This window comes from Polynucleobacter sp., from assembly GCF_018500155.2.
Lineage (GTDB): Bacteria > Pseudomonadota > Gammaproteobacteria > Burkholderiales > Burkholderiaceae > Polynucleobacter.
This window is the reverse complement of sequence record NZ_JAHBAK020000046.1, coordinates 14,101-29,437: the sequence shown is the minus strand read 5'-3', so window position 1 is coordinate 29,437 and position 15,337 is coordinate 14,101. Positions and strand designations below refer to the sequence as shown.

General features: G+C 47.6%; 11 protein-coding genes. 4 read left to right on the top strand and 7 right to left on the bottom strand.

All coding sequences use genetic code 11. The annotated features are described in order from the left end of the window. Both KIH43_RS05935 and KIH43_RS05930 read right to left on the bottom strand, forming a co-directional pair. Positions 1-221: aminotransferase class III-fold pyridoxal phosphate-dependent enzyme (locus tag KIH43_RS05935; protein ID WP_297718751.1), on the bottom strand; the 221-nt coding region annotated here is incomplete at its 3' end. A 62-nt stretch (positions 222-283) separates the two neighbouring features. Next, complete coding sequence (locus KIH43_RS05930) at positions 284-1,324, bottom strand: CDP-6-deoxy-delta-3,4-glucoseen reductase (RefSeq protein ID WP_297718749.1); 1,041 nt, start codon at positions 1,322-1,324, stop codon at positions 284-286. A 27-nt stretch (positions 1,325-1,351) separates the two neighbouring features. Here KIH43_RS05930 and KIH43_RS05925 point away from each other — a divergent pair, with 27 nt between their 5' ends. After that, entirely contained in the window at positions 1,352-2,266 is a 915-nt protein-coding gene (locus KIH43_RS05925; protein ID WP_297718746.1) for an SDR family oxidoreductase, read from the top strand. Here KIH43_RS05925 and KIH43_RS05920 read toward each other — a convergent pair. From KIH43_RS05920 to KIH43_RS05910, 3 genes are all read right to left on the bottom strand, one after another. Beyond that, positions 2,229-4,001, bottom strand: coding sequence for a glutamine--tRNA ligase/YqeY domain fusion protein (locus KIH43_RS05920; RefSeq protein ID WP_297718743.1), 1,773 nt, complete (start codon positions 3,999-4,001; stop codon positions 2,229-2,231). The two genes, KIH43_RS05925 and KIH43_RS05920, sit on opposite strands and share 38 nt — an antisense overlap. 83 nt (positions 4,002-4,084) lie before the next feature. Further along, complete coding sequence (locus tag KIH43_RS05915) at positions 4,085-5,587, bottom strand: tripartite tricarboxylate transporter permease (protein WP_296969675.1); 1,503 nt, start codon at positions 5,585-5,587, stop codon at positions 4,085-4,087. An 18-nt stretch (positions 5,588-5,605) separates the two neighbouring features. Further along, a complete protein-coding gene (locus KIH43_RS05910; RefSeq protein WP_296969674.1) occupies positions 5,606-6,067 on the bottom strand; it encodes a tripartite tricarboxylate transporter TctB family protein in 462 nt (153 codons plus the stop codon). Positions 6,068-6,190: 123 nt separating this feature from the next. On the opposite strand from KIH43_RS05910, the gene alaS reads away from it, so the two are divergent. Continuing rightward, positions 6,191-8,815 (top strand): alanine--tRNA ligase, encoded by a 2,625-nt coding sequence (alaS, locus tag KIH43_RS05905; RefSeq protein WP_297718740.1) that lies wholly within the window; start codon positions 6,191-6,193, stop codon positions 8,813-8,815. A gap of 14 nt (positions 8,816-8,829) precedes the next feature. After that, positions 8,830-9,057 (top strand): sulfurtransferase TusA family protein, encoded by a 228-nt coding sequence (locus KIH43_RS05900; protein ID WP_296969688.1) that lies wholly within the window; start codon positions 8,830-8,832, stop codon positions 9,055-9,057. 84 nt (positions 9,058-9,141) lie between these two features. On the opposite strand, the gene galU is transcribed toward KIH43_RS05900, so the two are convergent. Beyond that, positions 9,142-10,026, bottom strand: a complete 885-nt coding sequence (galU, locus tag KIH43_RS05895; RefSeq protein WP_296969667.1) for a UTP--glucose-1-phosphate uridylyltransferase GalU — start codon at positions 10,024-10,026, stop codon at positions 9,142-9,144. Positions 10,027-10,040: 14 nt separating this feature from the next. Then, on the bottom strand, positions 10,041-12,932 hold the full coding sequence (locus KIH43_RS05890) for a valine--tRNA ligase (RefSeq protein WP_297718736.1): 2,892 nt from the start codon (positions 12,930-12,932) through the stop codon (positions 10,041-10,043). Between the two features lie 24 nt (positions 12,933-12,956). Between KIH43_RS05890 and KIH43_RS05885 the strand changes: the two genes are divergently transcribed. After that, on the top strand, positions 12,957-15,320 hold the full coding sequence (locus tag KIH43_RS05885; RefSeq protein ID WP_297718734.1) for a UvrD-helicase domain-containing protein: 2,364 nt from the start codon (positions 12,957-12,959) through the stop codon (positions 15,318-15,320). The last annotated feature ends 17 nt before the right edge of the window (positions 15,321-15,337 follow it).

Sequence of the window (15,337 nt, the reverse complement as noted above, 5' to 3'; positions counted from 1 at the left end):
GGGCTGGGGTTAATGAGTTTTTTAGCTTGCGCATTGAGGGCGGCAATCATCCCGGGATTACTGTGACCTAAGCAGTTGACAGCCCAACCCTGGAGAAAATCTAAATACCGCTTGCCGTTGTTATCCGTAAGCCATGAGCCATTACCCTCTACCATCACGATATCTGGACGTTGAGTAATGAACATTACTGAGTGGGTATCAATCGGTGCTGGTGTAGTCATGCTCGTGGGTTTATCAATAATTAAATGGTTCTTTAGGTTTCTATTATCTAACTTTATGTAGCTTAGTTAGTGGCTAAATCGGCTGCGCTGGTGAAGGAGTCAGCAAAGAACTCTTCCTCGGGAAGGTGGCATTGCGCAGAGAAGTCATTTCTGGCGGCATTGACCATGACCGGGGCGCCGCAAGCATAGACTTGAAAATCCTTAAGGTTGGGATGGTCATCGATCACTGCTTGATGAACAAAGCCAGTGCGCCCATGCCAAGCATCCTCTGGCAGACCGTCTGAAATGACGGGGATGTATTTGAAATTGGGAATGTCTTTCTCCCAGGTTTTGCAAAGATCATTGAGGTAGAGATCAATTGGACGACGTCCACCCCAGTAGAGCTCGATTGGTCGATGAATCTTTTTTGATTGCATTTGCTCAATGATGGATTTGATTGGTGCAAAGCCCGTACCAGCAGCCAAGAAAATAATGGGTTTTTTAGAATCTTCACGTAAGAAGAAGCTGCCCAAAGGGCCCTCAAAGCGTAAGATATCTTTTTCTTTTAATGCAGGGGTGATTGCTCCAAATACAAAATCGGTAAATAAGCCCCCAGGAAGATGGCGAATATGAAGCTCTAAAGGACCCTCTTGATCGGGGGCATTTGCTATCGAGTAAGCGCGACGTTGCCCATCTTTTAATAAGAACTCAAGATACTGACCAGCTAAAAATTGAAACCGCTCTGCCGCAGGGAGTTGCAGCTTAAGGATGGCAACATCTGTGCTGGGTTTATTGATGCTATTGACGCGGCAAGGAACCTTGCGAATGGCAATATCGCCCGCGCCTTGTACTTCGCGAGCCTCAATGACAAGGTCGCTTTGAGGGTGGGCACAACAAAATAGAATCGCGCCTGCAGTTTCATCGGCTTTATTAAGCGCATTCTCACTATGCTGGCCATGTTGAACCTGACCCTCAACCACTTTACCTTTGCAGGAGCCACAGGCACCGTTTTTACAACCATAAGGTAGGTTGATGCCTTGGCGAAGAGCGGCCTCCAGGATGGTTTCATCTGGATTGGTAGTAAATTGTTTGCCACTCGATTTGAGCGTGATCTGATAAGACACTCTCATTCCTTTCAATAAATCGTTACGATGTTACTTATGCAATCTTTTGGTAAACCTTCAATCCTGATTATTGGCTGCGGTGATATTGGCCTACGAGTAGCTCGACAGCTTTCTAGAAGTTACCGAGTGTTTGCCCTTACATCTTCGCAAAATCGTTTTCAGGAGTTAAGGGAGGTCGGCGCGACTCCAATTTTGGGCAATCTGGATCATCCAGAATCGTTATGGCGCCTTGGGAATTTGGCGCAAACCGTGATCCATTTAGCTCCACCGCAAAATCAGGGAAATCGTGATTGCCGAACCCGCAACCTATTGAGAATTTTAGCCCAAGGCCCCACTATCGTCAGGCGGCTGATCTACATCAGCACAACCGGTGTGTATGGTGATCATCGTGGCGCTAAAGTCAGTGAAATCACCCCAGTAAACCCGCAGAGCGAACGAGCGCAAAGAAGGGTGGATGCCGAACGTGTACTCCGTTTGTGGGGGCCAGCCCATGGTGTGGCCGTGAGTATCTTGCGCGTACCTGGTATTTATGCCGCCAATCGCATGCCGATCGAGCGCTTGCAATCAAAAACTCCTGCGCTCCTTGCGCAAGAAGATGCGTATTCAAATCATATTCATAGCGATGATTTAGCGCGCTTAGTTTGCGCCGCGGTCTATCGTGGTAAGCCACAGCGAATCATTAACGCGTGCGATGGTAATGAAACGAAGATGGGAGACTATTTTGATGAAGTTGCTGATGCATATGGTCTAGAAAGACCTTTGCGCATGCCTGCTGATGAATTGCAAAAACTAGTGAGTCCTATGCTCTGGTCATTTATGCGGGAATCGAGAAGAGTGACGAACACGCGCTTACAAGAGTTAAAGACACCGCTTCGCTATCCTAGCGTAGCAGATTTTTTAAACACTATTTCCAAGAATCTTTCAGACCCACTGTGCGATTAAAGACTGGCTTACCTGGTTTTGAATCGACTCTATCCGCAACGAAATAACCATGACGTTCAAACTGAAAGTGATCTTCCGCCTTGGCGTCTTTCATGCAAGGTTCTAAATAAGCGGTAATTGTTTCCTTAGAGTTTGGATTGATGGTATCTAAGAAATTTTTATCGCCACTATCCGGATGCGGGTCTGTAAAAAGATGGTCATAGAGGCGCACCTCTGTCGCAATAGCTTCTGCAGCGCTGATCCAGTGAATATTGCCTTTCACTTTGTAGTTATTTGAGCCCGGTGTGCCGCTCTTGCTGTCAGGAAAATGAGTGACATTGACTTGGGTGACATTGCCTTGAGCGTCTGTTTCATAGCCAGTACACTCCACTACGAAGCCATGGCGTAAACGGACTCGGCTTCCTGGCTGATCACCAATAGGTGGGTAAAGCCTAAAGAACCCTTTAATGGGCTCCTTCATAAAATCATCTGCCTCAATCCACAACTCACGCGTGAAATGAAATTCACGATTGCCCCATTCAGGATGATGCGGATGACGGGGTGCTGAGCAGGGTTCTTCAGCATTAGCGTCAAAATTTTCCACGACCAGTTTGAGTGGTTTTAAAACCGCTGTGGCACGCGGTGCACGAGCTTCAAGATCATCCCGTAAGGCTTGATCAAGAGTGCTCATATCAATCCAGCTATCTGCTTTAGAAACACCAATACGCTCGCAGAACAAACGAATGCTCTCAGGGGTGTAGCCACGACGGCGTATACCAACAATCGTCGGCATACGAGGATCATCCCAGCCATCAACATGTTTCTCTTCAACTAGTTGTAGCAACTTACGTTTACTGGTGATGGTGTAAGTTAGATTGAGGCGCGCAAACTCGTATTGATGTGGAACAGGGTCCTTAAAGACACCCAACTCTTTGAGTGAGTTCACGATCCAGTCATACAGTGGGCGATTATTTTCAAACTCTAATGTGCAAATCGAGTGAGAAACATTCTCTAAGGCATCAGAGATGCAATGGGTAAAGTCATAGAGAGGGTAAATGCACCATTTGCTCCCAGTGCGATGATGATCCGTGTGGCGTATACGATAGACCACTGGATCGCGCATCACGATATTGGGATGCGCCATGTCAATTTTGAGACGCAAAACGTGCTCACCATCTTGGTACTTGCCATCACGCATCCCACGAAAGAGGGTGAGATTTTCTTCGGGGCTGCGATCTCGATAAGGACTATTTTTACCTGGCTGACCAAAGTTGCCGCGATGTGTATGAATATCGTCAGCGCTTTGACTATCCACATACGCTTTACCATTTTGAATCAGAATTTCTGCGAATTCATAAAGGCGGTCAAAGTAATCGCTTGCATGATAAAGATGTGAGCCCCAATCAAACCCGAGCCATTTGACAGCCTCCAAAATACTGTCCGCGTACTCTACATCCTCCTTCACTGGATTGGTGTCGTCCAGACGCATATTGCAACGCGCGCCACCAGATAATTTGTTGTAGTCCGCTGCTAAACCAAAGTTCAGACAAATACTTTTGGCGTGACCAATGTGTAGATAGCCGTTTGGCTCTGGAGGAAAGCGCGTGATGATGGAGGGAATGGGTTCACCAGCCAAATTCGTGCGCTGGGAAAAAGCACCGCTGGCTAAATCATGATCAATGATCTGGCGCAAAAAGTTGGATGGTTCAGCGACTGTGGTAGCTGCTGCCTTAGAGGGTTTGCTATCTTGGGACATAGCAACATTGTAGAGAAAACCCCGGACCCATAAAGAAAAAGCCCGCAAACTGCTGCGGGCTCGTTTTGGCAAGTGCTGATCTATCAGTCCTCGACGAATGCTTCCTCGCGGGTCTTTTTCACTGCTGGCAATGCCACAATGACCACTAGAAGTGCGGCAGCAATCAATAGAGATAAAGAAAGTGGGCGAGTCACAAAGGTTGAGAAATCGCCACGGGATAGCAGAAGCGCGCGACGGAAATTCTCTTCCATCATTGGTCCGAGTACAAAACCTAAGAGCAATGGAGGGGGTTCGCAGCCGAGCTTAAAGAAGAGGTAGCCAATTAAGCCAAAACCTGCTGTCACATAAACGTCAAATACAGTGTTGTTGACGGTGTATACGCCGATACAGCAGAACACCAAAATCGCTGGATAGAGGAAGCGATAAGGAATCTTCAAGAGCTTTACCCAAATCCCAATGAGAGGCAAGTTCAAGAGAATCAACATGACATTACCAATCCACATAGACGCAATCAGACCCCAGAACAACGCTGGGTTACTGGTCATGACCTGTGGGCCTGGCTGAATGTTGTGAATGGTCATGGCGCCAACCATCAAAGCCATCACGGCGTTGGGAGGGATACCAAGGGTAAGCAATGGAATGAATGAGGTCTGAGCAGCAGCATTGTTAGCAGCCTCTGGACCCGCAACACCTTCAATTGCACCTTTACCAAATTCTGCGGTGTGTTTTGATGATTTTTTCTCTACGGAGTAAGCGCCAAAGGCTGCTAGTGCAGCACCACCGCCTGGCAGGATACCTAATACAGAGCCAATCGTTGTGCCACGCAAAATAGAAGGAATCATGCGTTTGAGATCGCTTTTGCTCGGAACCATACTGGTGAGCTTATTCAGAAAGCCCTCGTCGTCACCTTGTTTCTCAAGGTTGCTCATGATCTCGGCAAAACCAAATACACCCATAGCAACTGACACGAAGCCGATGCCATCGCTGAGTTCTGGAACGTCAAATGCATAACGTGAAACGCCGGAGTTCACGTCCGTACCGATTAAGCCCATCAAGAGACCTAAAACAATCATGCCGATCGCTTTGATGAGCGAACCAGATGCCAAAACAACGGCTCCAATGAGGCCTAGCACCATCAGTGAGAAATACTCAGCAGGGCCGAACTTAAATGCCAATTGCGATAGTGGTGCCGCAAAAGCTGCCAATACCAAAGTCGCAACGCAACCTGCAAAGAATGAGCCCATACCGGCTGTAAAGAGTGCAACACCTGCACGTCCATTGCGTGCCATCTGATAGCCATCAATCGCGGTGACGACAGATGACGTTTCCCCGGGGATGTTGAGCAAAATCGCTGTAGTGGAGCCACCATACTGGGAGCCGTAATAAATACCTGCCAACATAATTAAAGCTGCAATTGGAGGGAGTGCATAAGTTGCTGGCAACAGCATTGCGATCGTAGCAATTGGACCCAAGCCAGGCAATACGCCAATTAAGGTTCCCAAGATACAGCCGATGAGGCAATACATGAGATTTTGAAGAGTGAACGCAGTATCAAAACCGAGTGCTAGGTTAGTAAATAAATCCATGTTAATTGTCTCGTCAAATTATTGTTGTAGGAACACGGGTAGGAGTGGGAATTGGAGTTTTAGTCCCACAACAAACACGGAATACGTAAAGGTAACGAGGAATGCCGCATTGATAGCGGTACCCTTCCAAGTAAACTCTTTGCTAGCACTCGCAGCTACGAACACTAAAACAACCACAGCAATTAAAAACCCCAATCTTGGAAGCAATAGGCCGTATAGGACAACGGCACCAGTAATTTGCGCCATGATCTTCCAGTTAAATTTGGGTATGGCTTCAATAGTTGCTTTCGCACTCAAGGCCTTGACGGCAACTAAAAGCCCCAGCAGGAACATGAGAATGCCTAAATAGAAAGGGAAATATCCAGGACCCATCTTAGCGGCGGTACCCATGGAGTAATTGGTGGCCACGACGCTGAAGAACAGGCCAATGACCATATACATGACCCCTGCCCCAAAATCCCGTTGATTGCGAATCTTCAAGTTGCTCTCCTTGTTTGTCGGCTTGGATGCCGATTTTTAGTGATGTTGTGCGATTGTAAGGCAGGTTGGTGTCTTCTGGTTCGGCGTTTGCCCTAGGCTAGTGCCGATGCGATAATTACCTCCATGAAAGTCTCCCAAATTCGCCAGGCTTACCTGGATTTCTTTGCCCAAAATGGCCATCAAATCGTCCCTTCTAGCCCTGTAGTGCCCGGGGATGACCCCACATTGCTCTTTACGAACGCAGGTATGAATCAGTTCAAAGACGTATTTTTGGGCTTTGATAAGCGCCCCTATAACCGCGCGACCACGGCCCAAAAGTGTATTCGTGCGGGGGGTAAGCATAATGACCTGGATAACGTGGGGTATACCGCTAGGCATCACACCTTTTTTGAAATGCTTGGAAATTTCTCTTTTGGGGACTATTTCAAGAAGGAAGCTATTCAATTTGCGTGGAATTTACTAACGCAAGTATTTAAGTTGCCAAAAGAAAAGCTCCTGGTCACGGTGTATGCCGAAGACGATGAGGCTTATGCCATTTGGCGAGATCAAATTGGAATCCCTGAAGACCGCATTATTCGCATCGGCGATAACAAAGGTTCGCGATATGCATCTGATAATTTTTGGATGATGGGTGACACCGGCCCTTGTGGGCCTTGTACTGAAATTTTTTATGATCACGGTGATCATATTCCTGGTGGTCCACCCGGAAGTCCTGAAGAAGACGGCGATCGTTATATTGAAATTTGGAACAACGTCTTCATGCAATTTAATCGGGATGAGGCTGGTGTGATGCACCCGTTACCTAAGCCCAGCGTGGATACAGGCATGGGTCTAGAGCGGATTGCTGCGGTACTACAGCATGTTCACTCAAACTATGAAATTGACCTCTTTGTGAATTTGCTCAAAGCCGCGAAAGAAGCGGTGGATGCGGCTGGCGGGCAGAACTGTGATGCTAATAGCCCGTCTCTTAAAGTCATTGCCGACCATATAAGGGCATGCAGCTTCATTGTTGTTGATGGTGTCATTCCAGGTAATGCTGGGCGCGGTTATGTATTGCGCCGGATTGCTCGTCGCGCAATACGACATGGTTATAAATTAGGTGCTCGCAAACCATTCTTTTATCAATTAGTGCCTGCGCTCGTCAAAGAAATGGGGGATGCTTATCCCGAGTTGCGTGCTGCGCAAGATAAAGTCGGCGAGGTATTAAAGCAAGAGGAAGAGCGTTTCTTCCAAACGATTGCCAATGGTATGGAAATCTTGGATGGCGCATTAGCTGGTGGCGCAAAAGTGGTTGATGGTGAAACTGCTTTTCGATTGCACGATACTTTTGGATTCCCACTGGATTTAACAGCCGACGTGTGTCGCGAGCGTGGCGTGACAGTGGACGCGGATGGTTTTGAAGTTGCAATGCAAAAGCAGCGTGATCAGGCCAGGGCTGCTGGTAAGTTCAAGGTATCCCAAGGCCTAGAATATAAAGGTCAACCAACGCAATTTCATGGCTATGACACCCTAAAACATGAGGGTGCCAAGGTGACTGCACTCTATGTGGATGGTTCAGAGGTCGCAGTTGTAAAGGCTGGCGATGCTGCTGTCGTGGTGTTGGATAACACTCCTTTTTATGCTGAATCGGGCGGTCAGGTTGGCGATAAAGGCGAATTGCGTAATGAAGCCGTACGTTTTTCAGTGGACGATACCTTCAAAATCCAAGCTGATGTTTTCGGCCATCAAGGTGAGTTACTTGAGGGAGAGCTCAAAGTAGGTGATAGATTAAATGCCTTGGTGGATGTTCAGCAAAGAACCGACACCATGCGCAACCACAGTGCAACGCATATTTTGCACAAAGCTTTGCGAGAAGTATTGGGCGATCATGTTCAGCAAAGGGGATCTTTGGTGGATGCTACCAAGACCCGTTTTGACTTTACTCATAACGCAGCAATCACAGGAGAGCAGATTCGTCGTATCGAAGATATTGTGAACGCCGAGGTGTTGGCTAATACCGCCACTTCTGGCAAGGTCATGTCTTTGGAGGATGCGCAAAAGACAGGTGCCATGATGCTCTTTGGCGAGAAATATGGTGAAGAAGTGCGTGTGCTCGAGATTGGAAGCTCTAAAGAATTATGTGGGGGTACCCACGTACCTCGTACAGGTGATATTGGTAGTTTTAAAATTGTTTCTGAGGGAGGGGTTGCAGCCGGCATACGTCGTGTTGAGGCGGTAACAGGCAAGAATGCATTGCAGTTCCTGCAAACTCTGGAGGACAGAATCAATGACGCAGCCACCATTCTCAAAACCCATCCTGGCGATTTGGTAAACCGCGTAGCGCAATTACAAGAGAGTTTGCGTCAGGCAGAGCGTGAGCTTGAAAAAGTCAATTCCAAATTAGCGGCAAGCCAGGGCGATGAGTTGGCTGGTCAAGCAATAGATGTCAATGGCATAAAAGTGCTCGCAGCTAAATTGGATGCAGCTGATGCGACCGTTCTGCGAGAGACTATGGATGCACTCAAAGCGAAACTCAAAACTGCCGCCATCGTTTTGGCTTCTGTTCAGGGCGATAAAGTGAGTTTGATTGCTGGCGTGACTGCCGACTCGATTGGTAAGGTCAAAGCGGGCGATCTCGTGAACTTTGTAGCGCAGCAGGTTGGCGGAAAAGGTGGCGGCAAGCCTGAGATGGCAATGGCTGGTGGTAATGACCCTAGCAAGCTAGGGGCTGCATTAGCTGGCGTCAAAGATTGGGTAGCCGCTAAATGAGCGAAGTTGCCAATATTGCGTTCCAGGCCGAAGTAGATGCCATTGGCATGAATTGTCCGCTACCGATTTTGCGTACCAAAAAAGCGCTCGCAACTATGCAATCTGGAGAGGTGTTGAAAGTCAAGGCCACGGATTCAGGGGCAGCAAAAGATTTTCCAGCGTTTGCAAAACAGACGGGTAATGAGTTAATTGCCAGTGGCACCGAAGGTGATGTCTTGATCTTTTTCTTAAAACGTAGATAAAGCTGCTTTACGAGAAGAGCGCGCTAATCTCGCGAACAATAAAAAAGGCAGGTAACCCTGCCTTTTTTATTGACCACACTCATCTCAAGTGAGTGATCTACTCTTGAGATAAGCAGCAAAGTCGCCTGAAACTTCTGGGTGACGTAAGGCGAACTCCACGGATGCTTTGAGATAGCCCAGCTTGCTACCGCAGTCATAGCGCACACCATCATATTCATAGGCAAATACTGGCTCTTCCTTTAGAAGTGAGGCAATTGCATCAGTTAATTGAATTTCACCACCTGCACCAGGTTTGAGATTGCGAATATGCGAAAAGATATCTGAAGAAAGTACATAGCGACCCACTACGGCTAAATTAGAAGGCGCATCTTTTGGCTGCGGTTTTTCCACAATACCATTGAGTCGATAGATGCCTTTAGCTGCTTCGGTGCCAGAAACGATGCCATAAGAACTGCTTTTTGCGGGATCAATTTTTTCAACCGCAATCACTGAGCCATTGTGTTTATTAAAGACATCCAACATTTGCTTCAATACAGGAGGCTGTCCATCTAACAAGTCATCCGCAAGAATGATGGCAAATGGTTCATCGCGAACCAACTTCTCTGCGCACAAAACAGCATGTCCAAGACCCAATGCCTCTGGTTGTCTTACATAGACGCAGTCAACATGACTAGGTTTTACGCTACGTACGATATCGAGCAATGCCTGTTTATTCTTTGCCTCAAGTTCGGCTTCTAGCTCATAGGCTTTATCAAAGTGATCTTCAATAGCGCGCTTACTTCGACCAGTGACGAAAATCATTTCGGTAATGCCGGCAGCGATTGCTTCTTCAACGGCGTACTGGATTAATGGCTTATCCACTACATTGAGCATTTCTTTTGGGCTCGCTTTGGTGGCTGGGAGGAAGCGTGTGCCCAAGCCAGCAACAGGAAAGACGGCTTTAGTAACAGTTTTAGTGGTTAATGGCATGCAATATCCGTTCTTTATTGAAGTCTTTCTAATTGTGCAACAAGCTTTTCGTGATTCTGTTCAAAGCCAGCAAGTCGTTGTTTTTCTTGGGCTACTACTTCAGCGGGGGCTCGTGCAACAAAGCTCTCATTGCTTAATTTGCCCTTCGCTTTTGTGATTTCATTAGCCAAACGATCAATTTCCTTGCTCAAGCGAGTGCGTTCAGCGGCGACATCAACCTCGATTTTGAGTAGAAGCTTGATATCACCCACTAGGGCAATCGGCGCCCCAGGAGCATCCTTCTCGAGGGCAGATTCATCGTGATAAATCTTGACTTCAGAGAGTTTTGCCAAGGCAAGTAGATAAGGAGTTGCCTTTTGTAGGAATGCCTCAGGCCCATAAACCCACAGCGGCACTTTTTGACCAGGTGGAACTTGCATTTCACCGCGCAGATTTCTGCAGGCATCAATAATCGCTTTGACCCCAGCAACCCAAGCTTCACTCTCTTCATCAATTTTTTCGGGCTGAGAAACTGGGTAGGGTTGCAGAGCAATCGTCTGCTTAGCTTGTTTTGCTAATTCTTTGCCAGATTTTGGGCCAACGGTTTGCCAGAGCGTTTCGGTGATAAACGGAATTAAGGGGTGCGCAAGGCGCAAGATAGTCTCGAGTACGCGTAGAAGCGTGCGGCGAGTTGCTCGTTGCTGAGCAGGAGTACCTGTTTGTAATTGTACTTTGGCAAGCTCAAGATACCAATCGCAATACTCATCCCAAACAAATTGATAAATGCTGCTAGCGATATTGTCAAAGCGATAGTTCTGGAAACCTTTTGCTACTTCCGCTTCAGTGCGTTGCAACTGAGAAACAATCCAACGGTCTGCGGGAGAAAAATCAAGATAGCCTTCGGGACCGCATTGATTGTCGCAGGGCGCTAGACCATTGTCTTCATCACCACCTGGACAGTTCATGAGAACGAAACGGGTTGCATTCCAAAGCTTATTGCAAAAATTACGATAGCCTTCGCAGCGCTTTTGATCAAAATTAATATTGCGACCAAGTGAAGCAAGTGAGGCAAAAGTAAAACGCAATGCATCTGTTCCAAATGCCGGGATGCCATCAGGAAATTCTTTTTTGGTTTTCTTGTTAATGCTTTCCGCTTGCTTAGGATTCATCAAGCCGGTGGTGCGCTTATTCACTAATTCTTCTAGCTTGATGCCGTCAATGAGATCGATGGGGTCCAAAGTATTCCCTTTGGATTTGCTCATCTTTTGACCTTCGGCATCACGCACTAAACCGTGAACATAGACTGTATGGAAAGGGACTTTGCCAGTGAAATGACATGTCATCATGACCATACGCGCCACCCAGAAGAAGATGATGTCAAAGCCGGTAACCAATACAGACGATGGCAAAAAGTGATCTAGAGCAGGGGTCTTATCCGGCCATCCCAAGGAGCTAAATGGGACGAGAGCAGAGCTAAACCAGGTATCGAGTACATCTGGATCGCGATGGAGTTGGCCGGTATAACCAGCTGCCGCAGCTTTTGCTTTGGCCTCTTCCTCGGAGCGCGCCACAAAAATCTGACCATCATCGCCATACCAAGCGGGAATTTGATGACCCCACCAAAGCTGACGTGAAATACACCAATCTTGAATGTTTTCGAGCCATTGGGTGTAGGTATTGATCCAGTTTTCTGGAACGAGTTTGATATCACCTTTGGTAACCGCATCTAATGCAGCGCCGGCAATTGATGATCCAGGTTGATATTGATTGTCAGGACTCGGTTTGGACATTGCCACAAACCACTGATCGGTCAACATAGGTTCAATAATCGTTTGAGTGCGATCGCCACGGGGAACCATTAATTTGTGTGGCTGTACTTTTTCTAAGAGACCAGCAGCATCCAAGTCGGCAACAATTTGCTTGCGTGCTGCAAAGCGCTCCATGCCCTGATAAGCCGCTGGGGCGTTCTCATTGATCTTGGCATCTAAAGTCAGCACATTGATTAAAGGCAATTGATGGCGTTGACCGACTGCATAGTCATTAAAGTCATGAGCAGGAGTGACCTTCACTACGCCAGTACCAAAATTTAAATCTACATAGTCGTCAGCGATGATGGGAATTTCGCGATTACACAAGGGCAGATGTACGGATTTGCCGATTAAATGCTGATAGCGATCATCGCTTGGGTTAACCATCACGGCTACGTCGCCAAGCAAGGTCTCTGGGCGCGTAGTCGCCACTGTAAGGTGGCCCGAGCCATCGGCTAATGGATAGCGTATATGCCACATTGAGCCATCTTCTTCTTCGCTCACTACTTCTAAATCAGAAACAGCAGTTCCTAAAACGGGATCCCAATTGACTAAGCGTTTGCCGCGATAAATTAAGCCTTGTTCATGTAGACGAACAAACACTTCGACAACGGCTTTGGACATTTTGCTGTCCATCGTGAAATATTCTTTGCTCCAATCAATGGATGCGCCAAGACGACGAATTTGCCCCGTAATGGTGTTGCCGGAAGTTTCTTTCCACTCCCAAACTTTTTCAAGAAACTTTTCCCGGCCCAGATCATGACGCGAAACTTTTTGCGCATCCAGTTGGCGCTCAACGACGATTTGTGTAGCAATACCTGCGTGATCCGTTCCTGGTACCCACAAAGTATTTTTGCCAGACATGCGTGCATGACGAATCAAGCCATCCATGATGGTTTGATTAAAAGCGTGACCCATATGTAGGGTGCCAGTCACATTAGGGGGCGGTAGCTGAATTGAAAAGTCTGCCTTGCCATCATCCATGCTGGCCTCAGCAATTCCTCTGCGCTCCCACTCTGGACCCCAGTAGGCCTCTATGGGTGCTGGTTCATAGGATTTTGCTAGTTCATCGACTGAACTCGCTGTGGGTGAATGAGGGGTATTTGAGGCATTTGGCATAAGAGGCAAATTATAATTGGGCTGATGTACTCAGACTTGCTCGCGAACCTTAATCCTGAACAGCGCGAGGCAGTGACCTTACCGCCTGTGAATGCTCAGGGCCAAGCCCAATCCGCCTTGATTTTGGCCGGAGCGGGAAGTGGCAAGACCCGTGTTTTAACAACCCGTATAGCCTGGCTGATTCAGACGGGTCAGGTTTCGCCGATTGGCGTCCTGGCGGTAACTTTTACCAATAAAGCGGCAAAAGAGATGATGGTGCGTCTGAGCGCCATGTTGCCGATTAATACTCGGGGTATGTGGATTGGCACTTTCCATGGACTTTGCAATCGTTTATTGCGTGCCCATCACAAGGAAGCCGGCTTGCCTTCCACTTTTCAAATTTTAGATACGCAAGATCAGCTATCAGCCATCAAGCGTCTTCTGAAAAGTCTGAAAGTGGATGATGAAAAATATCCCCCCAAGCAATTGCAATACTTTATTGCGCATGCCAAGGAGCGTGGTCAGCGTGCTAAAGACTTATCAGCAGGTGATGACTTTCAGGCGAAGATGGCGCAGTTATATGCTGCCTACGATGAGCAATGTCAGCGCGAAGGGGTCGTTGATTTTGCCGAACTTTTGTTGCGTAGTTACGAATTACTCAGGCATAGCGAACCCATTCGAACGCATTATCAAGAGCGCTTTCGGCATATTTTGATTGATGAGTTTCAAGATACTAATGCGTTGCAATACGCTTGGCTTAAGCTTCTCTCTGGCCATGATGCCAGTCGCGTCAATGTTAGCGGTATGGGTAGTAGCTCAGTATTTGCTGTAGGAGATGATGACCAAAGCATTTATGCCTTCCGGGGTGCTGATGTAGAGAATATGCGGCTCTATGAAAAACAGTTTCATCCGCAGTTAGTGAAGCTAGAGCAAAACTATCGCTCGCATGGACATATTCTAGATACGGCCAATCATCTGATTGCTAATAATGCTGAGCGTCTAGGCAAGAACTTGCGAACGGATGCGGGCCATGGAGAACCAGTACGTATCTATGAGGCGCCAAGCGATCATGCGGAAGCAGCTTGGTTGGTCGATGAAATCAAAGCGTTAATTAACAGCGGTATTCGACGCACAGAAATCGCACTTTTATATCGCAGCAATGCCCAGTCGCGCATTATTGAGCATGCTCTATTTTCAGCAGGAATCCCATATCGCGTGTATGGAGGTCTACGATTCTTCGAGCGCGCCGAAATTAAACATGCCCTTGCTTATTTGCGCTTGTTGGAAAACCCGAATGACGATACCTCTTTCTCGCGCGTAGTGAATTTTCCTACTAGGGGTATTGGCGCGCGTTCGATTGAGGCATTGCAAGACGCTGCGCGTGCAGCTCAATGTTCTTTATATACAGCAGCATCGTCATTAGAAGGTAAGGCTGGGGCTGCGCTAGGTGGATTTATTCGCTTGGTTGATCATATGCGTGAAGCCACGCGCCACAACACACTTCCAGAGACTGTTGAATTTGTGATTCAGCATAGTGGACTCATACAACATTACTTGTCTGAGCGCGAAGGGCAAGATCGTGTCGAAAACTTACAAGAATTGATTAATGCTGCGACAGCATTCATAGCTGAAGAGGGTTATGGTCAAGATGCTGCAGCCGCAATGTTGCCAGGCGAGAATGCGCCAGGCATTGCTGAGATTTCGCCGCTGGCTGCATTTTTATCCCATGCCTCTTTGGAGGCGGGAGATAATCAAGCGCAAGCGGGACAAGATGCGGTGCAACTCATGACAGTGCACTCCGCCAAAGGTCTTGAATTTACTTCCGTCTTTATTACTGGTCTTGAGGAGGGATTGTTTCCCCATGAGAACAGTATTAGTGAACAAAATGGGTTGGAAGAAGAACGTCGCTTGATGTATGTGGCCATTACCCGGGCCAAAGAGCGCTTGTATCTGTCGCACACTCAATCACGCATGCTTCATGGCCAGGTGCGGTACAACATGCCATCTCGTTTTTTAGAAGAGCTGCCTTCAGAGTCATTGAAGTGGTTAACGCCCAAGGCAAAAGATGCGCGCTGGGGTGGAAATTCAAGATCGAGTTCGACTTGGCAAGATGGTTATACCCGTCAACGGGATTACGAAACCAATGATTTCTTTGACTCTGGCAGTGAGAGGGTAAGGCCTGTTAAGCGCGTTGGCTCCGCTTCAATGGAAGTCAAACGCTTGGCATCCCCTCCACGTGGCGACTATCCCTTCAAGATCGGCCAACAGGTTTTCCACACCAAATTTGGTGAGGGTCGCGTTACTGGACTAGAGGGAGTTGACGCTGATGCGAGAGCGCAGGTCAACTTTAAACGCCATGGTGTGAAGTGGCTGCAACTGAGTATTGCTAAGCTAGCAGCAATCGATTAAATCTCGTTAGTAATTTA

Bases quoted from the DNA above. Each gene is read 5' to 3' on its own strand.
- galU (WP_296969667.1), bottom strand. From the start codon at position 10,026: ATGCCATTAACCACTAAAACTGTTACTAAAGCCGTCTTTCCTGTTGCT.
- KIH43_RS05915 (WP_296969675.1), bottom strand. From the start codon at position 5,587: ATGGATTTATTTACTAACCTAGCACTCGGTTTTGATACTGCGTTCACT.
- KIH43_RS05925 (WP_297718746.1), top strand. From the start codon at position 1,352: ATGTTACTTATGCAATCTTTTGGTAAACCTTCAATCCTGATTATTGGC.
- alaS (WP_297718740.1), top strand. From the start codon at position 6,191: ATGAAAGTCTCCCAAATTCGCCAGGCTTACCTGGATTTCTTTGCCCAA.
- KIH43_RS05920 (WP_297718743.1), bottom strand. From the start codon at position 4,001: ATGTCCCAAGATAGCAAACCCTCTAAGGCAGCAGCTACCACAGTCGCT.
- KIH43_RS05890 (WP_297718736.1), bottom strand. From the start codon at position 12,932: ATGCCAAATGCCTCAAATACCCCTCATTCACCCACAGCGAGTTCAGTC.
- KIH43_RS05885 (WP_297718734.1), top strand. From the start codon at position 12,957: ATGTACTCAGACTTGCTCGCGAACCTTAATCCTGAACAGCGCGAGGCA.